19 protein-coding genes are annotated in these 21,605 nt (G+C 57.3%); 12 read left to right on the top strand and 7 right to left on the bottom strand.

What is annotated here, in order from left to right:
* Nucleotides 1–73: 73 nt before the first annotated feature.
* The gene (locus HEP89_RS27340) at nucleotides 74–700 is read left to right on the top strand and encodes a YdeI/OmpD-associated family protein (protein WP_197923318.1); all 627 of its coding nucleotides are present in this window, start codon (nucleotides 74–76) and stop codon (nucleotides 698–700) included.
* 70 nt (nucleotides 701–770) lie between these two features.
* On the opposite strand, the gene HEP89_RS27335 is transcribed toward HEP89_RS27340, so the two are convergent.
* The 3 genes from HEP89_RS27335 to HEP89_RS27325 form a co-directional block, all read right to left on the bottom strand.
* Complete coding sequence (locus HEP89_RS27335; RefSeq protein ID WP_168693557.1) at nucleotides 771–1,208, bottom strand: PACE efflux transporter; 438 nt, start codon at nucleotides 1,206–1,208, stop codon at nucleotides 771–773.
* Nucleotides 1,209–1,475: 267 nt separating this feature from the next.
* On the bottom strand, nucleotides 1,476–1,922 hold the full coding sequence (locus HEP89_RS27330) for a VOC family protein (protein ID WP_168693556.1): 447 nt from the start codon (nucleotides 1,920–1,922) through the stop codon (nucleotides 1,476–1,478).
* Between the two features lie 135 nt (nucleotides 1,923–2,057).
* The gene (locus HEP89_RS27325; protein ID WP_168693555.1) at nucleotides 2,058–2,714 is read right to left on the bottom strand and encodes a glutathione S-transferase family protein; all 657 of its coding nucleotides are present in this window, start codon (nucleotides 2,712–2,714) and stop codon (nucleotides 2,058–2,060) included.
* A gap of 1,119 nt (nucleotides 2,715–3,833) precedes the next feature.
* On the opposite strand from HEP89_RS27325, the gene HEP89_RS27320 reads away from it, so the two are divergent.
* Nucleotides 3,834–4,925, top strand: coding sequence for an acyltransferase (locus tag HEP89_RS27320; protein ID WP_286201079.1), 1,092 nt, complete (start codon nucleotides 3,834–3,836; stop codon nucleotides 4,923–4,925).
* A gap of 102 nt (nucleotides 4,926–5,027) precedes the next feature.
* On the opposite strand, the gene HEP89_RS27315 is transcribed toward HEP89_RS27320, so the two are convergent.
* Genes HEP89_RS27315 through HEP89_RS27300 form a run of 4 tightly spaced genes read right to left on the bottom strand, consistent with a single transcriptional unit; the run spans nucleotide 5,028 to nucleotide 8,459 of the window.
* The gene (locus HEP89_RS27315) at nucleotides 5,028–6,224 is read right to left on the bottom strand and encodes a DegT/DnrJ/EryC1/StrS aminotransferase family protein (protein ID WP_168693553.1); all 1,197 of its coding nucleotides are present in this window, start codon (nucleotides 6,222–6,224) and stop codon (nucleotides 5,028–5,030) included.
* 11 nt (nucleotides 6,225–6,235) lie between these two features.
* The gene (locus tag HEP89_RS27310) at nucleotides 6,236–6,925 is read right to left on the bottom strand and encodes a PIG-L deacetylase family protein (RefSeq protein WP_022999547.1); all 690 of its coding nucleotides are present in this window, start codon (nucleotides 6,923–6,925) and stop codon (nucleotides 6,236–6,238) included.
* Nucleotides 6,922–7,842: a methionyl-tRNA formyltransferase gene (locus tag HEP89_RS27305; RefSeq protein WP_168693552.1), complete on the bottom strand. Its 921-nt coding sequence runs from the start codon at nucleotides 7,840–7,842 to the stop codon at nucleotides 6,922–6,924. Before HEP89_RS27305 ends, HEP89_RS27310 begins: the two co-directional genes overlap by 4 nt.
* On the bottom strand, nucleotides 7,839–8,459 hold the full coding sequence (locus HEP89_RS27300; protein WP_168693551.1) for a sugar transferase: 621 nt from the start codon (nucleotides 8,457–8,459) through the stop codon (nucleotides 7,839–7,841). Before HEP89_RS27300 ends, HEP89_RS27305 begins: the two co-directional genes overlap by 4 nt.
* A 1,476-nt stretch (nucleotides 8,460–9,935) precedes the next feature.
* Here HEP89_RS27300 and HEP89_RS27295 point away from each other — a divergent pair.
* The 10 genes from HEP89_RS27295 to HEP89_RS27250 all read left to right on the top strand — a co-directional run bounded on the left by HEP89_RS27295 (nucleotide 9,936) and on the right by HEP89_RS27250 (nucleotide 21,602).
* The gene (locus HEP89_RS27295; protein WP_168693550.1) at nucleotides 9,936–11,543 is read left to right on the top strand and encodes a nucleoside-diphosphate sugar epimerase/dehydratase; all 1,608 of its coding nucleotides are present in this window, start codon (nucleotides 9,936–9,938) and stop codon (nucleotides 11,541–11,543) included.
* The gene (locus tag HEP89_RS27290) at nucleotides 11,543–12,832 is read left to right on the top strand and encodes a glycosyltransferase family 4 protein (RefSeq protein WP_168693549.1); all 1,290 of its coding nucleotides are present in this window, start codon (nucleotides 11,543–11,545) and stop codon (nucleotides 12,830–12,832) included. The genes HEP89_RS27295 and HEP89_RS27290 overlap by 1 nt, the downstream gene beginning before the upstream one ends.
* The gene (locus tag HEP89_RS27285) at nucleotides 12,829–13,257 is read left to right on the top strand and encodes a GtrA family protein (RefSeq protein ID WP_022999552.1); all 429 of its coding nucleotides are present in this window, start codon (nucleotides 12,829–12,831) and stop codon (nucleotides 13,255–13,257) included. The genes HEP89_RS27290 and HEP89_RS27285 overlap by 4 nt, the downstream gene beginning before the upstream one ends.
* Nucleotides 13,254–14,906: a hypothetical protein gene (locus tag HEP89_RS27280; protein WP_168693548.1), complete on the top strand. Its 1,653-nt coding sequence runs from the start codon at nucleotides 13,254–13,256 to the stop codon at nucleotides 14,904–14,906. The genes HEP89_RS27285 and HEP89_RS27280 overlap by 4 nt, the downstream gene beginning before the upstream one ends.
* Nucleotides 14,907–15,018: 112 nt before the next feature.
* The gene (gene rfbF / locus HEP89_RS27275) at nucleotides 15,019–15,825 is read left to right on the top strand and encodes a glucose-1-phosphate cytidylyltransferase (protein WP_022999554.1); all 807 of its coding nucleotides are present in this window, start codon (nucleotides 15,019–15,021) and stop codon (nucleotides 15,823–15,825) included.
* Nucleotides 15,826–15,835: 10 nt separating this feature from the next.
* The gene (gene rfbG, locus HEP89_RS27270; RefSeq protein WP_168693547.1) at nucleotides 15,836–16,972 is read left to right on the top strand and encodes a CDP-glucose 4,6-dehydratase; all 1,137 of its coding nucleotides are present in this window, start codon (nucleotides 15,836–15,838) and stop codon (nucleotides 16,970–16,972) included.
* Between the two features lie 30 nt (nucleotides 16,973–17,002).
* The gene (locus HEP89_RS27265; RefSeq protein ID WP_022999556.1) at nucleotides 17,003–18,235 is read left to right on the top strand and encodes a DegT/DnrJ/EryC1/StrS family aminotransferase; all 1,233 of its coding nucleotides are present in this window, start codon (nucleotides 17,003–17,005) and stop codon (nucleotides 18,233–18,235) included.
* Nucleotides 18,236–18,399: 164 nt separating this feature from the next.
* Complete coding sequence (locus tag HEP89_RS27260) at nucleotides 18,400–19,644, top strand: class I SAM-dependent methyltransferase (RefSeq protein ID WP_168693546.1); 1,245 nt, start codon at nucleotides 18,400–18,402, stop codon at nucleotides 19,642–19,644.
* Between the two features lie 9 nt (nucleotides 19,645–19,653).
* Nucleotides 19,654–20,616, top strand: a complete 963-nt coding sequence (locus HEP89_RS27255) for an NAD(P)-dependent oxidoreductase (RefSeq protein WP_168693545.1) — start codon at nucleotides 19,654–19,656, stop codon at nucleotides 20,614–20,616.
* Nucleotides 20,613–21,602 carry a glycosyltransferase family 2 protein gene (locus tag HEP89_RS27250; protein ID WP_022999559.1) on the top strand — a complete coding sequence of 330 codons (990 nt, stop codon included), beginning with the start codon at nucleotides 20,613–20,615 and terminating at the stop codon, nucleotides 21,600–21,602. The genes HEP89_RS27255 and HEP89_RS27250 overlap by 4 nt, the downstream gene beginning before the upstream one ends.
* The last annotated feature ends 3 nt before the right edge of the window (nucleotides 21,603–21,605 follow it).

Raw genomic sequence — 21,605 nt, 5'->3', positions numbered from 1 at the left:
ATATCAACAGGTCACGGGCTAACGCTGGCTGCAAACCCAAAATGAAGAACGCAAGTAAGAGAGCTGGCAACCGATGCCGATGATCACGGATCCGGAAGATTTTTTTACCAAGGGCTGTGGTCGATGTGAACGCTTTGAAACACCTGACTGTTCAACCCGTCCCTGGATCGACGGCCTGAGGCATCTGCGCCGTATCTGCCTTGACATGGAACTGGAAGAAACCGTCAAGTGGGGGCATCCCACTTATATGCACGCTGGCCGAAACATAGCGATTTTTGGGGCGTTTCGCAGCGATTTTCGTCTGAGTTTCATGAACGCCGGTCTCCTGAATGACACGGAAAATGTGCTTGAACCACAGGGACCGAACGCTCGTACACCGAGCATAATCCGCTTTGCCGATGTAGCCCTGGTTGAAAAGATGGAACCAGTGATCCGTGCGTACCTTCGGCAACTTATGGAGCATGCGGAAAAAGGCACGAAGCCACCAAAGGTACGAACGGAAATTGACATGCCGGATGAATTGGCTGAGGCCCTGCAAACGGACCGGGAGCTGGCCGATGCATTTTATGCGCTCACGCCGGGTCGGCAAAGAAGCTACATGTTCAATCTTAACCAGGCCAAACAGTCCGCAACACGTGTCGCTCGAATCGAGAAGTTCCGCCACAAGATCATTTCCGGCAAGGGCGCCATGGAACGTTAGAATGTGCGGCCACAGCTCTGGAACCGTTGCGGACGTCCAAGTCTATCCAGACGTTTTTTCTCGATTGCCGCTACCTAGTAACGGGCCGATTTCTCCACTCGGGTAGCGGGAAGAGTTTGTCGTAAGCCCAGTTAAAGGCAAAAGCGTAGACCAGGTAGAACGCTACGAAAAAAAGATCCATTACCAGAGCCTGCCAAAGGGACACATCCAGATACCAGGCGATGAATGGCATCAGAACGATCAGCAGACCAATCTCGAAGAAAATCGAATGGATGATGCGCACAATGAGCGTCTTCAGGGTCTTGCCCATAAGGCGCTTGTAGGTCACGTCGAAAACGAAATTGTAGACGACGTTCCAGAGCGTCGCGATGGTTGCGCTGACCACACTGACGACGCCAACATCATGCATTGGCACGCCAAAGGCGACCGTTCCGAGCGGGACGGCCAGGACGAGTGCGATAATTTCGAAGCTTAGTGCTTGGCGAAGACGATCGAGCGGGGACCGCATTGAAACCTCAACAATGGTAGCGGGTCGTCCCGCTTTGTTATTTCCACATATGAGGTCGTCCTCAACGCGCCGATATAGAAATCCTGCACGCTCTTTTCAAGTTGGATCGATGAAGCCTGAAAGTGGCTGGACCGGAGAGGGCCACCCATCGAATTCGGCCTTGAGAAGTGTTCGTTGCGCACGTTCGTCGTTTAAGTTGGCATCGGTCTCCATAGGGTGTTGCGAGCTAATCCTTCGACAGTGCCTCATGTGAGAGTGTCTTGCAGATCAACCCTGCTGCGGGCGCCAGTCAGCCGATGGAATGACGTTGATCATCCATGGAATGCCGAAACGGTCGACCAGAGAGCCGAAACCTGGTGACCAGAAGGTTTCTGCGAACGGCATCACCGTCTTGCCGCCTTCGGACAGTTGTTCGAACCAACGTTCCGCTTCTGCCATGTCTTCGGTATGCAGCGTGACATCGAAGCCGTTTTTGGGTTTATCGATGCCAGGCGCCCATTCGGTGTCCATATCGGCGCCCATCAGCGCCTGGTCACCAACTTCCAGCCAGCAGTGCATCAGCCAGGTCTTGTACGCCTCATCGGTGATGGGCATGCCTGGAGGTGCGTCGGCATAAGGCATGGCGGCTGTAATCTTCCCGTTGAGTACCTTTGCATAATACTCAAAAGCCTCACGACACTGGCCCCGGAAGCTTAGACTGGTAACGATTTTCACGGTTGTCTCCTTTCGATTGGTGTTGCAGGTGCTCCCCGCGAGACACCGAGCCCGGAATTGCAAAACTGAGCTTCTCCTGTCTTTCAAGAAGCGCAACGGCGGCACGGTCGTTGGTATCGCGGAAGAGGTTCATTTTCAGGCGTCCGCATGCACTGCCAGATCGATAGACGGCAATGGGGGCGCATCCAGGCCGTTGAAGGGGTCACGCCAGGCATCGATCTGTTCGAGCTGGCGATACCAACGAGCGATGCAAGAATAGTCTTCTATCGGCAGTCCTGCGACGTCATTGAAGGGCAGATACGCCGCCATTCGGAAGTCGGCATAGGAAACCGAATTTCCGACGAGCCACTCGCGTTGAGAAAGTTCGACTTCGAGAATTTCCGCGGACCTGCGGAAGAGGCGTAGACCTTCCTCGATTTTCTTCGGGTCAATCAAACCAAGCCGGTAGCGCTGTTTGGTTTCCCGTTCGAAATGAACAATATCGCAAGCTTTCTCGAAGTTCTCTTTGCTCCAGCTCAGCCAACGGATCATCTCCGGTTCGTCGTCGCCGGTGCGCCAGAAATTCGAACGTCCGAGGCGCGAAAGCCGGCAGGCAATTGCATCGGTCTCCCAAAGGCTTTTTCCCGAGTCTGAGAGTATGGGTAACAACAGATTGGGATTTAGCGGTAGAAACCTCTCAGCCTCACCAGGGGCGAGGGGCGAGGCAAATTCGAACTCGATATTTGCGTCGAGATAGCGAGCCACCGCGACCGCCAGTCGAGGATTGGGATTTCGGCTGAAGAACAGTTTCATTCCATATCACTCCCGGTGTTCGTCCATTCCAAGCGAAATGCTGACTGCACCCAGCGGCCTTTTCGTTAGCAGTAATATCAATCCGGACATTTCCAACATCACCTTTGCAGAGGCATTCTTTCCGCGGACAAAAAGTAGTCTGCCAGGCAACAAACCGTCGACCTTGGCACTGCTCGCAGGTGTTTTCCTCGACCTTGGCTCTACCTCAGGCAGATCTTTTTCCCTGTGAAGATCACTCTTTTGGCTCCCCACTCCGCGATTGTTTCGCCAGTCAAAGTCGGAGGACTATCGTGCGCCAGCGAAGGATGACAGATTTAGTATTAAAAAACAACTTATAGTATTAAAAAACGACTAAACGGCTGAAGCTGTTCAAATTGCAAACACCTTCCGCTGACTTGTCACCACAAACGGTGGCTGACGTTTCCTTGGCGTTGAGACCTCCAAGGTCAGGCTCTTCATTGTCCAAATAAAGAGAGAAGCCGTTCGCTTGTTCATCGCCCAAGTGAGCGTGAAGCAGTATGATGGGGGTCAGGCAATCGCCTGCACTTTGCACGCGGCAAGGGATCGGCGGGACCTAATACCGCGCCTGCATCCTTCCCCCCAATCACTTTGCCACCGGCTCGAACCCGTTGTCCGCGACCGGTCAACGAGATGAACCAAGAGAGGTGGAGGGACAACATAACCCGTATAGTAGAGAACACCGTGAATGATCGGAAAATAGCGGCGCAATGTACCAGCTTGCTCAAGAGTGCCCCATACGAACCGATTCAGCGCAACATGCTCTAAAGTCAACAAAAATGAAAGAGACGCCTCCTCAAGCAATTTTGAAGAGGAGACTTCGTTGCCTTTGATGAGATCTACCATCAGGCAAATCGAAATTGACAACGCTATTGTTTTCGATAATATTTTTGAAATACTAATTTGAAATTGAAAATAACGTTAGCAGTCGCACGGTCGTTGATAACGAAGAGATACCTGCGACCAAACATGCCGAGCAGGCTCGATACAAGACTTCTGATTACACTTTTTGAATGTCGAGCAGCCACGTCGTTTCAGACCAACCAGGGCTGACAATGGACGTTAATCACCTTTGTTTTCGAAAATTGAATATGGTCCGCTATGAATTCCACTTCGCCGCAAAGTTCGCAATTCAACTATTCCGTACACGGTCTGCGCGGCGTTGCGTCGATCATGGTGCTGGTCGCTCATATTCTCGGTGGAACAGCCGAACACATCTACAATGACAGGCCGGGATATGTTGAAGGGATTGTGCCGTTTCACAACTTCGGCACATCCGGCGTCATGTTGTTTTTCGTAATCAGCGGGTTTGTCATCCTGCCGAGCGTGATGAGGTATTCTCCGTCAGAGTTTGCCCTCAGGCGCCTTCTGAGGCTCTATCCGCTCTTTCTCGTGTCGACATTGTTTTTTGCCATCCTGAATGGCGCGACAAACAGGTACCCGGAACTGAACAACCTTGAGTCAGTCCTGTTTTCCCTGACCTTCCTGGATTTGTTCACAACAACAAAGCAGGTTGCCCCGAACGCCTGGAGCCTGACCTATGAAGTGATGTTTTATACGTTGGCTTGCATGACGTATTTTTTCCTGACAAGAAAAATGAACATCGTCTGGAAGATCGCTTCCCTGGCGATACCGGTACTGTTTACCTACTACTATCCGAAGGCATTGTTTTTTCTGTCGGGGGCCGCCATCTACTGGATGTACAGGAGCGAAATCACCAACGGCTTGAAGTACACGAAAACGCTTGAGGCCATTTCGTTTTTCGTCTGGGTCTATCTGGCTTCCACGTGGGACTTCAAGTTTCGGACCTACGAGTTCTACGAGGCCTATCCGACCATCATACCCGCCCCGGCGCTCCTGGTCCTGGCCACTGCGACCTACTTCTTTTTTGCCGCTTCAAGAGACAGCTTGACCGGGAAATTACTGAACAACAGGATCATGTTCTTCTTCGGAACAATAAGCTACAGCTTCTACCTGGTTCATCCGTATATATACTTTGCAACACGGCAAATTTTCTCATCTTTCGGCCTGTTTGGCGACAATATATTTGTGTCCCTTCTAATTTTTGGCGCGGTCGTATTTATTCTCACAACAATCTTCTCGCACTTCTCCTATCTGATACTCGAGAGACTGCCGTACCAAATCTTCTTCGGTCAGAAAATATACCGAAACAGAAGGGTTCAGAACGCCTGACAACGTGGCACACGCCAATCAACGCTGGATCGCGTGTGAACCCGAGGCATTGATGGCCTCAAGGCCAATCTGGGTTGTTCGGCATGACGCTGGCCGGTTGCTTCAGGCGGGAGCCTTTGCAGGTGACTTGTGCGACACCGCAAGCGATCGATCAGCGATCGAAGCGACTTTTTCGGCCAGCTCGATGATCCGCTCCTGTTCCCACGTGGTATCCACGAGAAAGGCGAGACTTGTTTCGCCCAGCTGCCTGGCAACGGGAAGCGGTTTGTCGGGCCCCAGCCCGCGGTCGCGAAACATTGCCTCTTTGTAGATTTCCGAACAGCTTCCGGAAAACGCGGGCAGACCCGCTTCGGCAATTTCGGCAAGGATCCGGTCGCGCGACCAGCTGTCGGCCATGGCCTCCGGGCGTACGAAGGCGTAAAAGCGATAATAGGCATGGGTGAGGGGCTGAGGCGGAACGGGAACCCGTAACGCACTCGATCCGCTGAGGATCTCGGCAAGCGTCAAGGCGTTGCGCGTCCGGTGGGCTCGGGTTTCCGCGAGCCGCGACAATTGTATGCGCCCGATAGCGGCCGAAGGCCCCGCCATGCGAAGGTTGGTGCCCGGGCCTGAATCATGCAGCCATCGAAAGCCGGGCTGATGGTCTTTTTCAAACACCGTCGCATAGCCCTTGCCATGATCCTTGAAACTCCAGGAGCGAGACCAAAGGTCGGGATTGTCGGTGAGAAGCATCCCCCCTTCGCCCCCTGTCGAGATTATCTTGTCCTGACAGAATGAATAGGAGCCGAAATCACCCAGCGTACCCACATGCCGTTCACCGATCATCGCGCCATGTGCCTGGGCGCAATCTTCGATCACCCAGATATTGTGGGCGCGGGCAAGAACCAGGATGCCGTCCATGTCGCAGGGCCAGCCTGCCAGATGCACGGGCAGGATGCCGACCGTGCGCGAGGTGATGAGAGGGGCAATCGTCTCCGGCGTGATGTTCTGGCTGTCCGGATCAATGTCGGCGAACACCGGAACGCCGCCGGCCAGGAGCACACAGCTGGCTGATGCAACGAAGCTGCGTGGGGTCACGATGACTTCGTCGCCCGGCTGAATGTCGAGAATTCGCAGCGCGGTGTCCAGTGTTACCGAACCATTGGCCATTGCGATTGCGTGAGCAGCGCCGGTGTAGTCGCAATACTCCGTTTCGAAGGCAAAGACGTCCGGGCCGGTCCAGGCATTCACCTTGCCGGACCGCAGGACGCCGGTAACGGCGTCGATCTCTTCGTCAGTGTAGACTGGCCAACCGCCCATATCCTCTCTCCTCAGACCACATAACGCACGAGGACGAACCCCTCGGCGGCAGAACGGTGAACGGTCGCCCCGCGCAAGGTGGCCAGCGCCCGCAGGGACTCCACCGACCTTTCGTGGGGTGCCTCGCGAACCTGACTTGCGAACAGCTGGAAAGCCTCGAGCTTGCGGTCGAGCGTTGCTGAAATGTCCACGAACACATTGGGAACGAATGCCGGCGTGAGGTACGGCGCATTCCAATTGGTTTCCGAAAGAGTTTCGTAAGCCGCAATGACGGAGGGATGCCGGGCCTGATGGGGCCGGCTGGCAACCAGGGTGGACAGAAAGCAGAGCTGATGGTCGAGATGGATGTCGCCCGGATGTGGTGCCAGGACCAGCGTCGGGTCGAGATCCCGAACGAGCGCTCCCAGCCCGCCGTTCAGGTCGGCATGAGGATACTCTGCCAATTCAGCGGCAGGAAAATCGAGCCAGTGGGTTTGCGAAATGCCCAGATGGGCGTGCGCGGCTGCGGCTTCTTCGCGAACCGTGTGGATCTGCTCGGCTGAGAACCTGGGCGGACGTCCGCGTGTGACAATGGCGACATGCACTGCTCTGCCTTGGTCCGCAAGACGGGCAATTGTGCCTCCGGCACCCAGGACCTCGTCATCGGGATGGGGCGCGATTACAAGTGCCGGGCCGTCGCCGGTGAAAATTGGAGAATTCATGATTTTGCACGACTGCTGAATTTGGAGTGAAGACCTGGGCACCGGTCAGGGCCGGTCCATTCGAGAATTTCAAGACATTGGCCGTCGCCGCATGCGACGGTAAATACCGAACCGTCAACCGCCTGGACCTGGCCAGGAAGACCGATGTAGCGACCCTTGTGGGGGCAATGCCTGGCACGGGTCACAGTCAGCATGGCCCCGTCAGAGGTTTCCGTAAAAGCTCCGGGATAGGGGGGGCCGACGGCACGAATAAGCCGGTCGATCTCCGCCGCGGGACGGGACCAGTCGATAAGCCCATCTTCCGGCCGCCGCCGCGCACATATGCTTACACCGTTTTCAGGCTGCGGTTCGGACGGCACCTCGCCGGACTGGATCCGGGTCAACAAGGGCGGCAGCATCTGCGACACTGCGTTCCTCACGCGGTCATAGAGTTCACGAGCAGTGATCGTTTCCGGGTCGATGTCGTACCGCATCTGAGCTGCGATCGGGCCATCGTCCACGCCCTCACCAAGCCAGAACAGGGTTGCGCCAGCTTCGGTTTCACCCACGAGGATCGTCCAGGGGATGACACCTCGGCCGCGCAGGCGCGGCAGGGCAGAGGGATGGAACCCGATACAGCCGAGCCGTGGTATGGCGCGAAAGTCCGGCCCGCAGATCTGCGACCAGCCGATAACAAGTATCAGGTCAGGGTCGACTTCCCGAAGGACCTTGAGCGTCTCCTCGCTGTCGGATCTTGAAGTGTGGTGGACGGGCACGCCGTACTTTTCGGCCGTCGGTGCGAGATCGGCAAAATCCGAGTGCCGGCCGGACAGCTGCGGCGGCAGTGTCACCACGAGGGCAGGAACGTGACCGGCGGCGCAAATTGCGGCAAGAGCTTCAAGAGACCCTTCGACCGCACCCACAAAGACGGTCTTCATGCGGAAACCTGTTTGTTGTCGGCCCTGTTATCGAGACCTTTCCAGGAGCTTGCGGCATCGAGCCGGCTTGCATTCTTGTGCTCACCGAAAAGTGCAACCCCGATAGTTTCAAAGATAATCTGAAGATCGAGCGCTGCGGAGCGATGCGCGATGTACCAAAGGTCCAGTCGCAATTTCTCCTCGTTGCTCAACGACGTGTTACCGCTCACCTGGGCCCATCCGGTGAGCCCCGGCCGCACGGCTCCGCGCCGGATCCCGTCTGCCCCGAATTGCGCCACTGTCTCGGGCTTCAAGGGACGTGGTCCGACCAGGGCCATCTCACCGCGAAGGATTGACAGCAGCTGCGGAAACTCATCGAGCCGAAGGCGTCTCAGCCAAATACCGGATGTGGAGACGCGTCTTTCGTCGGGCAGCAGGTTCCCGCCGGCATCGCGCGCATCGCTCATGGTGCGCAGCTTGGCGAGGATAAACACCGTGCCGCCTTTTCCTGCTCGCGTTTGCGTGAAAAAAACCGGCCGACCCAACGTAAGCAGTGTGAGCAATGCCGCGAACACGAAAAACGGAAATGCAAAAACCAGCGCACAGAGGCACAATAAAATTTCAATAAACCTGTTCATCGGAATCCTTGGCTCCTGAAATTAAAAAACAGAGAAGATTCTGAAGGCCAATAAAACCAAAATAGAAAGAAAACTACGAACCTAAGATAAGCATCTACCTCGCAATATTGACACACTAGCCAAAATTTACAAGTGGAAGTCACATCACTGTTTAAGCACCTGGACAACAAACCGAATGCGCCCTGGGAATTCCTTTCCGAAGCCGCCAATTCAGCAACGGAAGGGTAGGGACGGACTTCCCGTTCCAAAGCCGGCAAAGAATTGGACAACACCTTTACAGAGGTGCCTCGAAATCCCCTGACAGAGCTCCATGGATAGTGTCTGTCCGCCGCCCTCGCTTCGCTCCAGCCACCCCGGCGGCAGGTCTAACCGAAGGGAAAACGAGTCGTCCGAATGCGGTTCGAACGGTAACAGGAAGGGCCCAAATTCATCATAAATCAGGCTCCGCGATAGTGGCGATGACGTTTTTTGCACTGTCAGAATGCTGCATCCTGAACTGGCTGATTTTAATTGTTTTTTCCGTATTTTTTGGGGGTTTGGAAACTCTAAAAAGGCCATCGGATCAATCCGTCCAAGAAATTTGTGGAAAAAAACTATTTATTAACCTTGCGTTATGTGTTACACCTTGGGTTGAAATTGCAAGACTAAATTTAACATGAAATGCTGTGACGTATGGCATTTTTTCATGCTCTGAAGATTTTATTTTTGAAACCTGATCATTATTTTAGATGATCTATGTCCTTCTAAGGGACTAATCTTCGGAAAAACTGAAAATATTTGTCGAAACTACATTCACGAAGTGGGAATCGTTTTATTTATTTTCCATTTTGTAAATACGCCACCGTCGCAGCAACAAAAAACAAAGAATAATCAGTCCGTTAAAAAATAGCGGACGGCGAGGCACAGCTATTTTTGTGCCTCAAGTGTTTAGCGGAGCGTTTGCTTATGGCGGATTTTTATTCTTCTGAGACGACGTCGAAGATTGGGATAAAAGCATCGGGTCACTCTGTCTTGGAAAGCCAGCCGAAGATTAATCGGTGGTTCCAACAATTATTGGCCGAGCTGAAAGCTAATCGCAGACTTGTCCTGGGTGACGTCGTTTCAATTACACTGTCTGCAGCGCTTGCAGTGCTCCTGACGGTGACCGGATCGGCTCAAAAGCAGTTATTGCCTGCGATACTGCCATTTGCGGCGCTGGCATGTGTCTGCGGTCTCGTGATTTTCCCATTGGCCGGGTTCTACCGCCGGGACACGCGATCAACTTCGTTGAGAGACATCGTTGTTCTGCTCAAGGGAGCCCTGCTCACAAGCGTTTCGCTTGCAATCCTGTCACGTTTCAACCTTGTGACAGCCACCGTTCCCATCCCTGTCGTAATTGTTCAGTTTTACCTCGCCGTACCTGCGCTCGGTGCGTTGCGGGTTATCGCCAGGGGCCGGGAGCTGACCCGTCAAAGCCGCCACCTCAAGGAGAAAGAGGTGGATTCGAGGATTCCGGTACTTCTGGTGGGGACCGGCGCAAGTTGCGATCTCTTCCTGCGCTCCTTGCGCAATACCGGCTCTCGCTACCTTCCGGTCGGAATTATCGATGATGCCCGCAACACCCAGGGGCTCTACTTCCACGACGTCCAGATCATCGGAACGCTGAGGGATCCAGAAAACGTGATCGAACGGCTTTCGCAGTGGAACGTACTGCCACAGCGGCTGCTCCTGACCGAACCGACGACCCATTTCGACAGCGACGGCATCCAGAAACTGACCGTCTGGGCCAGTGGACATGGGGTAACCGTTTCAAGGCTGCACGGGCTGGAGGATCTTGGCTCGCCAGACCTGGGCGAAGGGCAGAACATGAGAACCGTGGATCCGGATGACATTCTGGATCGGCCGCAAAAGGCAGTGGAACGCTCGTTGCTGTTCGAAGTCTTCAAGGGGCGACGCGTCCTGGTGACAGGTGCTGGCGGGTCGATCGGCAGCGAACTTACCCGGCAGATCGCGTCCTTCCATCCGGCAGAGATCGTGATCATCGACAACTGCGAATTCAACGCCTACTCGATCGATATGGATCTGTCGCAGCATTTTCCCGATGTGCCGCGGCGGATGTATGTGGCCTCCATTGTGGATGCGGACCGCGTCAACTCGATCTTCCGGCAACACCGTCCGGAACTGGTGTTCAACGCGGCAGCCCTGAAGCATGTGCCGATCGTCGAGCTCAACCCGTGCGAGGGCGTTCTGACGAATGTTGTCGGATCGAGAAACGTTGCCGATGCGGCCCGCGAAATCGGTGCTCTCGCAATGGTACAGATCTCGACCGACAAGGCCGTCAACACGACCAATGTCATGGGGGCAACCAAACGCGTCGCGGAATTCTACGTCCAGGCGCAAGACCGTATCACCAACGAGACGGAAGAACGCACCAGGTTCTTCTCTGTTCGATTTGGCAATGTCCTGGGGTCCTCAGGGTCGTTGATACCGCTGTTCCAGCGCCAGATCTCAAACGGCGGACCGATCACGATCACCGATCCCAAGATGGAACGGTACTTCATGACGATCCGCGAAGCTGTCCAGTTGACACTGGTATCTGCGGCGAGCGGCCTGAAGTTCGACACCAGCCAGGGTGAGATCTTCGTCCTGGACATGGGCAAGCCGGTCAAGATCGTCGATCTTGCAGAACGCATGATCCGTCTTGCCGGTCTCACACCTCACCAGGACATCAAGATCAATTTCATCGGCATGCGTCCCGGCGAGAAGCTGTTCGAGGAACTGTTCGACAAATCGGAAGCCCGCGCCGATTGCGGAATTCCCGGTGTCAGCGCCGCACGTCCGGAAGGCGTTCCGATTGCGCGGCTGCGGGCAATGATCCTGAAGCTGGAGCTTGCCGCACGGTGTCAGAACGGGTCCTTGGTCAACCAGTTGCTTCGGGACCTGGTGCCTGGCTACGGCACAAAAACCTCGTGCGCGGTGGAGCCGGCCAAAGTTGGTGCAAGCGCTGCATGGTCAGGTGCGAAGGAAATGACCGTGAAGTTGCCAATTCCGCCCCATGCCGTTCTTCGGCCGGTTGGTGCACCTGAAGTGCTGAGTACTGGCTAATGAGCGCTTCTGCCAACCATATGGACTACGCGGTCAGTGTGTCTTCCAAGACGGAGACAGGGTCTTCCGGCCGCCGTCGGCGGGCTGTGGTCGTCGGTAGCTTGGGGTATTCGCTGGTCAATTTCCGGCTGGATCTCATGCGGCGCTTCCAGGCAAACGGCTATGAAGTGACCGCTTTCGCCGCCGAGATCGATGCCGAGACCGCCAGAATTCTGGACGAGAACGGGATCGCTCATCGCGAAATTCCCATGAAACGCACAGGGACGAACCCCTTCAGCGATCTTGTCAGCCTCTGGGCTCTCATTCGCGCACTTCGCGAGGAAAAGCCGGAACTCGTCCTCGCATATACAATGAAGCCGATCGTCTATGCCTGCCTTGCAGCACAACTGGTCGGCATCCGGTCCCGCTACGCGCTGTTCACCGGGCTTGGATATGCCTTCATGGAAGAAAATCCAACCGGACGCAGGCGTTATGTCCGCAGCGCCTCCGTATTGCTGCACCGGATCGCACTGCGCAAGCTTACCGCGGCTTTCTGCTACAACAGCGCGGATCGCCGGGATATCCGGAACTATCGGCTGATACCGGACCAGGTGCCTCTTCACGACATTCCGGGTTCAGGCGTAGACACCGCACGCTTTTCGACGACACCTGTTCCGCAGGGGCCCGTCCGCTTCCTGTTCGTGGGGCGGCTGCTTCGGTCCAAGGGGCTTGCTCTTCTTGCCGAAGCCGCGAAGCTCCTCAAGGCGCAGGGGCTCGAATTCGAGCTCGACATCCTGGGCCCGACCGACAGTAATCCGGATGCGATCGAACCAGAGCAGCTCGACGCCTGGCAAAGCGAAGGATTGCTGCGATATTGCGGCGCGACAAACGATGTCGTCCCCTTCCTTCAGGCAAGCAGCGTGCTGGTTCTTCCGACGTCGCTGCGGGAAGGCATTCCGCGTTCCATTCTCGAAGCCATGTCCTGCGGGCGCGCTGTCATCACCACCGATGCGCCGGGGTGCGGAGAGACGATAGAACACGGTGTTTCCGGTTTCGTCGTCCCGCGCGGTGATGTTCAGGCTCTCGCCGCAGCGATGAAAAGCTTCATCGAAACACCGGCGCAGGCTGCAAAGATGGGAGCGGCCGCCCGGGCGCTCGTTTGCAGCAGGAATGATATTCACCGGGTGAATGCCAGGCTGATGCAGCTCATGGGCATCGAAGCCGTCCGATATGCTTCCGGCTCGCGTAGCCTGGGTTCTCCGGCCGAAGCCGAACAGGTCTGCCAGGTCTCGGAGGTAGCCCTCCCATGACGCAGTCCGTCACAACGGCCCGCACGGCATTCTCCGACCTGATGACTTCCCGGGTCGTTCGTTTTCTTGGCGCCGGCATAATCAATACAGCGTTCGGATACGGGGTCTTCGCAATCCTCGTCCTGGCAGGTGTGCACCCGCAGGTCGCTCTCGTGGCGCAGTTCGGTCTCGGGGTCATCTGGAACTATTCCATCCATGCCCGGTTTGTTTTCGGTGTCAGCGGCTTTGGCAGGCTTCCGCTCTACGGGCTCGCCTATGTGGCGGCCTATGCATTCAACGCGCTGTTGCTTGCGGCCCTGACCGGCGCCGGGATACCTGCGCTCGGTGCCCAGCTCCTGTCGCTGCCGCCCGTCGTGGCCTTGTCCTATATTCTTGTTGCCCGCGCCCTCGGCGTGCGGGCGGGCAGAAAGGACGCACAGCAATGAGTGTCCTGCAGTCCAACCAGTTGGCCGCCGCGGTGGATCAGGCTTCAAATGCCGGACACCGTCAGAAATGGCTGCGCCTTGCAGTCAGTGTGGCGTCGGTTGCGGGTGTTGCGCTGCTGCTTGGCGCTCTTTACGGCAGGCTGATGACCTTCGGTTTGCGGCGGGACGAGATGATGTTCGTTCCCCCCGCGCAATTTATGCCGGACTGGCAGCTATACCAGGACGTCTTCTTCAATCATGTGCCGAATGTCGCCTGGTTCTTCCACTCCATGCATATCGTCTTTAGCGATCAAGGTTTGCTGGGCGCGGCAAGGACAGGTGTCTTTCTTCTTTGGGTGCTGCTGATCCTTGCGATTGTCTGGACCACGCTGCGCATCTCGCGATCCTGGCTGCTGGCGCTCTTCTCGGCCGTGGCCATTCTCGCCGCGGATCCGTTGCTCGGCCAGGCCGGTATGGCCGCGACCAACAATCTGCTGCCGCTGCCGCTTGCGGTGCTGGGGCTAGGCCTTTTCGTGGTCGAGACCATGGAACAGCGGCCGCGATCCAGCCTGATCTTCGTTGCCGGAATATGCCTTTCGCTTGCAGCAGGCAGCAAGGTCAGTGCGGTGGTCTTCATTCCCCCGGTCGCGCTTGCCGCCTTCCTGCTTCCGGCACGTATTTCCTTGCGCACACGCCTGACCGGAACTGTTCTTCCGCTCGCCGCCGGCGGGCTGGTCGGAGCCTTGCCCGTCTTCTGGTATCTGCTGGACGATCCGCAGCTCTTTCTTGCTCATGTTCTGTCATTTCATACCGGCCCGCATATCGCCTACTGGACAGCGAACGCCGCCAGCGAACCCGGCCTGGCGATGGGGCTTGGCGGCAAGTTGCAACTCGCGTTCGGAGCCTGGCTGGCAGGTGGTTCGCTGATCCTTGCAACAGTGCTGGTTTACCTGCTCTGGATGTCGCTCCGGGCAGGGCACAAAGGTGAACGGCAGGACGGCAAATGTCTCGGACAGATTGTTGTCGTCCTCGCAGTCACGGCTCTTGCTGCCGTTCTAAGCTTCGTTCCGACACCCGGTTTTCCGCAGTATTACATTCAGCCGCTGGTCTGCCTTCCGATCCTTGGTGCGTTGCTTTACCGGCAGATCGGAACGCGGGACCGCCAGCAAGTGGTGCCGGTTGTTTGTGCCAGCATGTTTGTCATGCTCGTCATCACGCTTCCGCGGCTCATGCCCGGGCTCGCAAGCCTTGCCAAACCTGATGACTTTACCTCCGCACGCCTGGTTCGCGGCGGCCAGGAATTGCAGCAGGCGCTGGCCTCGCACAATGTGCCTGAAGGCCCTGTGGCGACCTTCATGCCGCTTTACCCCATGGAAGCCGGTCTCGACATCTATCCGGAATTTGCCTCCGGTCAGTTCGCGTACCGGATCGCGCCTTACACGGACGCCGAACTTGCCGCTTTCTATCGGATGGTCGGCGCCGACGGTCTGGGTGACCTGTTCGGCAACCAGCCTCCGGCAGCCATCCTCATTGGCTACGACCCCGACCTTGAAGCGCCGATGCTCGAGTATGTGCGGGCAAACAACTACCTGGAAGTTCCGGTTGCCGAACTGAGCAACCGTTACGGAGAAGGCCGACTTTTTGTTCGAACAACGGGAGGCCAGGACTGAGCCGCCGGTCTGTGGCTCTCAATGTTTTGTCAGTGCGATCGTTTCAGTCGGACTGACTTCGTTTCACACCAAGATGTTGTTTTCAGTGTTTAGACAATCAGGGAGAAGAAAAATGCAAACCGTACTTCTTGCCGGAGGGTTAGGCTCACGCCTGGCTGAAGAAACAGTCACCATTCCCAAGCCGATGGTCGAGGTCGGTGGTCGACCGATCATCGCTCGCGTGATGGATATTTACAGTCATTTCGGCCATCGCGACTTCGTTGTTGCGGCCGGTTACAAGGCGTTGCTGATTAAACAGTTCTTCGCCAACTACCATCTGATTGCCAACAATATTTCCGTTTCGGTGGATACAGGAAAGCTGCGTCTCGTACCGTCGGAACCGGGCGGCTGGAACGTCTGCGTTGTCGACACCGGTTCCCACACGATGACCAGTGGCCGCATTCGCAGGCTGCGTGACTGGCTCAACAACGAAACCTTCATGTGCACCTATTCGGACGGTCTGGGCAATATCGACATCAACGCCCTGCTCGACTTCCACAAGTCACATGGAAAGCTTGCCACCGTCACCGCCGTTCAGCCGCCTGCACGTTTCGGCAACATCGAACTCAAGGGTGATCGGGTCTTCGCGTTTACGGAAAAGGTTCGCAAGCGCGACACCTGGATCAACGGCGGCTACTTCGTGTTCGAACCGGGTGTTCTGGATTACATGGTCGATGATGCCGAACCGCTCGAGCAGTCGCCTCTGACCCAGATGGCCAAGGACGGCGAGCTGATGGCGTATCGTCACGACGGTTTCTGGCATCCGATGGATACCGTACGCGATCGGGACACGCTCAATTCGCTGTGCGATGAGCTTCCGCCGCCGTGGTTGCGGTTCAATGAGGAAATGCCAGCCAATATGCCGGCACTCGCGATCTGAGACGACGACCATGTCCGAGTTTATCGATCCTCATATTGGCCGAGCTTTCGCCGGCCGCCGGGTTCTCGTCACAGGCCACACAGGGTTCAAGGGCGGCTGGCTTTCGGCCTGGCTGCTGCACCTGGGAGCCGATGTCGTTGGCCTGTCCCTGCCACCCAGTGAAGGACCGGGTGTCTTCAAATCCTGCGGTCTCGCCGATCGCATGGACAGCCGGATTGCCGACATCCGGGATCGGGGAGCGTTACAGGAAGCTCTGCGCGGCGTGGATGCGGAGATCGTATTCCATCTGGCTGCCCAGCCCCTGGTGCGCCATTCGTACCGGCATCCGGCGGAAACCTTTGCAACCAACGTGTCGGGAACGGCCAATGTCCTGGATGCGGTTCGCCAGATGCCTTCGCTGCGCGCTGTCGTCGTGATCACGACCGACAAGTGTTACGACAACCGCGAATGGACCTGGGGCTACCGAGAGATCGACCCGCTTGGTGGCCACGACCCCTACAGCGCGTCGAAGGCGTGTACCGAACTTGTGGCGCAAGCCTACCGCCACGCCTACTTCGCCGATAGCAACGGACCGCAGCTGGCCACGGCCAGGGCCGGCAACGTCATTGGCGGCGGTGACTGGGGTGAGGAGCGGCTGGTGCCGGATATCGTGCGGGCAGCGTCAACCGGCGTTTCGCTCGAGATCCGCAGCCCCGAGGCGGTGCGCCCGTGGCAACACGTACTGGAGCCGCTTTCGGGCTATCTCCAGCTTGCGGCTCGGCTTGTTGACGACAGCTCCGAGTTTGCAGGCGCCTGGAACTTCGGTCCCGAGCTGGAAAGCACGGTCAATGTGCGCGAGCTGATGCAGATGGTGCGGACAGCCTGGGGGCAAGGCGCCCCGGAGGTTCGTTTTCCGGAGCAGCAGACGGGAACGTCATCGGCCCTGCACGAGGCCGGCATTTTGCGCCTCGACAGCACCAAGGCCCGAACCCGCCTCGGATGGCGGCCGCAGCTCAGGCTTGCCGAGGCAATCGGAATGACAATCGACTGGTACAAGGCACACGCGCTTGGCGACGACATGAGCGACTGCACCGAACAGCAGCTTGCCGGCTACAGCGCCCTGATGGCTGGCAGCAGTCTCACGCGCTACGCGATGGTCGCTGAATAGACAGCGCGACATCACCGGAGAAATTGACACATGCGAGTTAATTACGGTCAGACAGTACACGGACAGGAAGAGATCGACGCCGTGGTCGAAGTGCTCAAGACCTCGACCCAGATGGGTCCGCGTGTCCGTGACATGCAACAGAAGGTCGCCGAGCTTTTCAGCAAGAACTTCGGGATCATGGTCAACTCGGGTTCTTCGGCCAATTACCTGGCCGTGGAGATCCTCGATCTACCCAAGGGCAGCGAGGTCATCACACCGGCGCTGACCTTCGCCACAACGGTTGCCCCGCTTGTGCGCCAGGGCCTTGTGCCGGCATTCGTCGACGCTGCCGAAGGCACCTACAACATCGACGAGACAGCCATCGAACGCATGATCACACCTGCGACCTCCGCAGTGATGATCCCGTCCCTGATCGGCAATCTGCCGAACTGGAAGCGCATTCGCGAGATCGCCGATGCCCACGGCCTCAAGGTGATCGAAGACAGTGCCGATACTCTGGGCGCGACGATTTCCGGTGAAAGCACGGGTATCTACTCGGATGTCTCGACGACGAGCTTTTACGGTTCGCACGTCATCAACGGAGCCGGCAACGGCGGCATGCTTTGCGTCAACACCCCCGAGCTGGCGCGCAAGGCTTTGTTGCTGCGTTCGTGGGGACGCAGTTCATCGCTCTTTGTTGAATCGGAAGCAATCGAGAACCGGTTCAATGTCCGCCTCGATGACATCGAATATGACGCGAAGTTCGTCTTCGAAGCGCTGGGGTACAATCTGGAGCCTTCGGAAATCAGCGCGGCGTTCGGCCTCGTGCAACTCGGCAAGCTGCAACACAACATTGCAGTGCGCGAACGGCATTTTGAAGCTCACAAGCGGTTCTTCGCCGACTATGAAGACTGGTTTGTCCTGCCGCGCCAGTTGGAAGGTGCCAGGACGGGATGGCTGGCTTTCCCGCTGACAATTCGGGACGACGCGCCGTTTACCAGGCGCGAGCTTCAGATCTATCTCGAAAAGGCCGACATCCAGACCCGCCCGGTCTTTACCGGCAATATTCTGCGCCAGCCGGCAATGAAGAACATCGACTGCCGCGTCGATCCGTCCGGCTATCCGATCGCCGACAAGGTGATGCGTGGCGGCATTCTTCTGGCCTGCCATCACGGCCTCAACGACGATCACGTCGAATACATGCACGCGCGCGTATCCGATTTCCTGAACCGGTTTTCCGCCGGTTTCGGTGCCATGGCAGCGGGCAACGAGAGGGTGGGATGACGCCAAGCCTACCGCACCCTTCAGGAGGTGCCCGTCGGGCGATGGGCAGGGACTTTCGGGGAGGAGCGGCGCCGAAAGCTTGAATTGCCGCGAATTTTGCCTGGCAGAATTCGCAATGAACCTGAACCTGACAATGCAAGTCATTTTAAGAGCGATTGAAAAAAATGAATAAATTCGAGCTAGACAAGTCCATTCGCCGTACCTGCAGAACCTGCGGTTCCGAGGATCTTTTGCTGTTCCTTCCCATGGGAGCCCATCCGCCGGCCAACCTGTTTGCCAGCGCGGCTGATCGCGACCAGCCCCAGGTTGCCTTTCCGCTCAACACGCAAGCCTGCCTCGATTGCGGATTGATCCAGGTTGCGGATCAGGTGCCGGCCGATTTCTTCACCAACTACCTTTATGTACCTTCCGGTGCCGCGACGATGCACTCCCATTTCGCGGAGCTTGCGGAGGTTGCCGTCGGCAAGGCGAACGGTGGGCTGATCGTCGATATCGGCTGCAACGACGGGCTCATGCTGTCCCACGCCAACCGGCTGGGCGGCAAGACGCTTGGCGTGGACCCGGCTGCGAACCTTGCGACAATCGCGCAGGAGCGCGGCGTGAGGGTGCACACGGCATTCTTCAACCCCGAGACGGCAGCGGAATTGAGGGCGTCCGAAGGTCCCGCCGCCGTGATCACGACTTCGAACACCTTCAACCATATCGATGACTTGCACGGCTTCACCGAGGGCGTGCTGACGCTTCTTGACGACGACGGTGTCTTCATCATCGAGGTGCCGTGGGGCAAGGAGATCCTCGAGACCAATGAATTCGACAATGTCTACCATGAGCATCTGTCGGAACTGAGCCTGCTTTCGATTGTCCGTTTGGGCGAAAGCGTCGGCCTCGATGTGGTCGATGTCACCAAGCTTCCGGTGCACGGAGGCTCGATGCGCATATTCATGCAACCGGCCGCCTTGAAGGTGGAACGCGCGGCAATCGTCGACGAGATGCTTGAAGATGAACGCCAGGCCGGCATGACGGAGGCCGCGACCTACCAGGATTTCGCCGAGCGGGTTCACCAGATCCGCAACGATCTGACCGGGCTGCTTGCGGAATTGAAGGCAGAAGGCAAATCAATTGCCGGCTACGGTGCTCCCGCCAAGGGCAATACGTTGCTCAACTTTTTCGGGATCGGCACGGAGACGCTCGATTTCCTGGTCGACAGGAACACGCTGAAACAGGGTCTCTTCTCTCCGGGCATGCATATTCCGGTTCTCTCGCCGGATGCCGTCGCCGAGAGGCAACCCGATTACCTGCTGGTTCTTGCATGGAATTTCCTGGATGAAATCCGCGAGCAGATGGCCGAATTCGAAGCGAAGGGCGGCAAGTTCATCGTTCCCCTTCCGGTGCCGAAAATCGTTCCCTGAGGCAGAACTATGGCGCGCGTTCTCATAACCGGAGCTTCCGGTTTTATAGGATCAAACCTGACCCGGGCCTGCCTGAAGCGAGGTGACGAGGTCAGTGTGATCTTGCGGCCCCGTTCGTCCACGGGCCGGATCGCCGATATCGCGTCGCGCGTTGGCCTCTGCAGGCTCGACGTCACCGACGCTCGGGCTCTTCACAGCTGCTTGGCAAAAGCCAGGCCGGAGATCGTTTTCCATGTGGGTGCGCGCACCCGTTTCGAAACCCGGCCGGACTTGCAGGATCTCGCCGACAGCGTCGAGGAGAACGTCTCGCCGCTGATCGCGCTCCTGTCGGCCCTTGCCGCTTGCGATTGCCCGCCCCGGACTTTCGTCAGGACGGGGACGATCGCCGAATACGGGGACTGTCCGACACCCTTTACAGAAACCGAGCGAGAAAGACCGGGCGGATCCTATGCCGCCTCACTCCTGGCCGGGACGCATTATCTGGAGATGGCGCAACCGCGACTTCCGTTTTTTGCCGTTACCGCACGGTTGGCCCTGACCTATGGACCCGGGCAGTCGGAAAGTTTCCTGATCCCGCGCGCCATCACTCAGTTGCTGGCCGGCCAGAAAGTGAGTGTCCGCAGCCCTCTGGATCGCCGTGACCTGATCCATGTCGATGACGTCACCACGGCGCTCATGATGCTGGGCGACAATCCCGAAAGTGGCGGACCGGTGGTCAATGTGGGGACAGGCGATTCCCCGACGGTCGCCGAGGTCATGGGGACCTTGATCAAATTGACCGGCGCCGACGTCGATCTCGTGAAATTCAGCGATCAAGTCCGCGATCCCGTCGAATTGATCGTCTCTGCCGAACGCATCCGCGAACGCCTTGGCTGGTCAGCGGAAATCAAGCTTCAAGATGGCCTCGAAAGGACCGTGAAATGGGCACGAGAGAACATCATTCCAAACTTTGCAACGGAGATGCAGGCATGACTCTCGTCTCGATCCTGATCCCGGCACTGAATGAAGAGGACAACGTTCGCAACACCTACAAACGTGTCATGGACGTGTTCGAGCAGCTTCCCGACTACGAGCCGGAACTCATCTTCACTGACAATCATTCCAGTGATGAAACCTTCTCCATTCTCACGGAAATCGCTGCCGAGGACCCACGGGTTCGCGTGATACGGTTCTCTCGGAATGTCGGATACCAGGCTTCGGTGCTGACCGCCTACAGGGCTGCCGAGGGCGCCTGCGCCATACAGCTTGATTGCGACCTCCAGGATCCGCCCGAACTGATCCCGCAGATGCTCGATACCTGGCGCAAGGGCTACCACGTCGTCTACGGAATCCGGCGGAGCCTGCCGGACGGTCCGGTCGTCGCGTGGCTGCGCAGAACCTTCTATGCACTGATCGACGCGATCAGCGAGGACGACCTTCCCCGGAACGCAGGTGAATTCCGGCTGACCGACCGGCGCATTCTCGATGAGCTGCGCCGCGTGGAAGACCGCTCGCCCTATGTCCGCGGTCTGATCAGCGGTATGGGTTTCAACCAGACCGGTTTTGAGTACGACCGAAACGCTCGCGTGGCTGGAGATTCCAAGTTCCCGCTTCGTGCGATGATTTCCCTCGCGGTCGATGGCCTGATCAACCATTCGCTTGTGCCGTTGCGGCTGGCTTCCCTGATCAGCCTTCTGGGCGGCCTTTGCGCCTTCCTGCTGCTTTCGGGCTACCTCATCGGCAAACTCGTCTTCGGCCAGGAGTGGCCTGCCGGTTTTGCGACGACCACGACGCTGATCCTGCTTTCGATGACGGTGAACGCGATGTTTCTCGGCATTCTGGGTGAATATGTCGGACGGATATTCCTGCAGTCGAAGAACCTAAACCGGCCACTGGTTGAAATCGAACTGAATGGCAACGGACAACGAAATGATGCGGTTCCGAAGGGTCGACGTACCATGGTGGAGGCTGCGGAATAAACC

The sequence above is a fragment of the Labrenzia sp. 5N genome (genome assembly GCF_012395805.1).
GTDB lineage: Bacteria > Pseudomonadota > Alphaproteobacteria > Rhizobiales > Stappiaceae > Roseibium > Roseibium algicola.
This window is presented reverse-complemented; position numbering and strand designations above follow the sequence as displayed.

Bases quoted from the DNA above. Each gene is read 5' to 3' on its own strand.
- HEP89_RS27340 (WP_197923318.1), top strand. From the start codon at position 74: ATGCCGATGATCACGGATCCGGAAGATTTTTTTACCAAGGGCTGTGGT.
- HEP89_RS27335 (WP_168693557.1), bottom strand. From the start codon at position 1,208: ATGCGGTCCCCGCTCGATCGTCTTCGCCAAGCACTAAGCTTCGAAATT.
- HEP89_RS27325 (WP_168693555.1), bottom strand. From the start codon at position 2,714: ATGAAACTGTTCTTCAGCCGAAATCCCAATCCTCGACTGGCGGTCGCG.
- HEP89_RS27320 (WP_286201079.1), top strand. From the start codon at position 3,834: ATGAATTCCACTTCGCCGCAAAGTTCGCAATTCAACTATTCCGTACAC.
- HEP89_RS27315 (WP_168693553.1), bottom strand. From the start codon at position 6,224: ATGGGCGGTTGGCCAGTCTACACTGACGAAGAGATCGACGCCGTTACC.
- HEP89_RS27310 (WP_022999547.1), bottom strand. From the start codon at position 6,925: ATGAATTCTCCAATTTTCACCGGCGACGGCCCGGCACTTGTAATCGCG.
- HEP89_RS27305 (WP_168693552.1), bottom strand. From the start codon at position 7,842: ATGAAGACCGTCTTTGTGGGTGCGGTCGAAGGGTCTCTTGAAGCTCTT.
- HEP89_RS27300 (WP_168693551.1), bottom strand. From the start codon at position 8,459: ATGAACAGGTTTATTGAAATTTTATTGTGCCTCTGTGCGCTGGTTTTT.
- HEP89_RS27290 (WP_168693549.1), top strand. From the start codon at position 11,543: ATGAGCGCTTCTGCCAACCATATGGACTACGCGGTCAGTGTGTCTTCC.
- HEP89_RS27285 (WP_022999552.1), top strand. From the start codon at position 12,829: ATGACGCAGTCCGTCACAACGGCCCGCACGGCATTCTCCGACCTGATG.
- HEP89_RS27280 (WP_168693548.1), top strand. From the start codon at position 13,254: ATGAGTGTCCTGCAGTCCAACCAGTTGGCCGCCGCGGTGGATCAGGCT.
- rfbF (WP_022999554.1), top strand. From the start codon at position 15,019: ATGCAAACCGTACTTCTTGCCGGAGGGTTAGGCTCACGCCTGGCTGAA.
- rfbG (WP_168693547.1), top strand. From the start codon at position 15,836: ATGTCCGAGTTTATCGATCCTCATATTGGCCGAGCTTTCGCCGGCCGC.
- HEP89_RS27265 (WP_022999556.1), top strand. From the start codon at position 17,003: ATGCGAGTTAATTACGGTCAGACAGTACACGGACAGGAAGAGATCGAC.
- HEP89_RS27260 (WP_168693546.1), top strand. From the start codon at position 18,400: ATGAATAAATTCGAGCTAGACAAGTCCATTCGCCGTACCTGCAGAACC.
- HEP89_RS27255 (WP_168693545.1), top strand. From the start codon at position 19,654: ATGGCGCGCGTTCTCATAACCGGAGCTTCCGGTTTTATAGGATCAAAC.
- HEP89_RS27250 (WP_022999559.1), top strand. From the start codon at position 20,613: ATGACTCTCGTCTCGATCCTGATCCCGGCACTGAATGAAGAGGACAAC.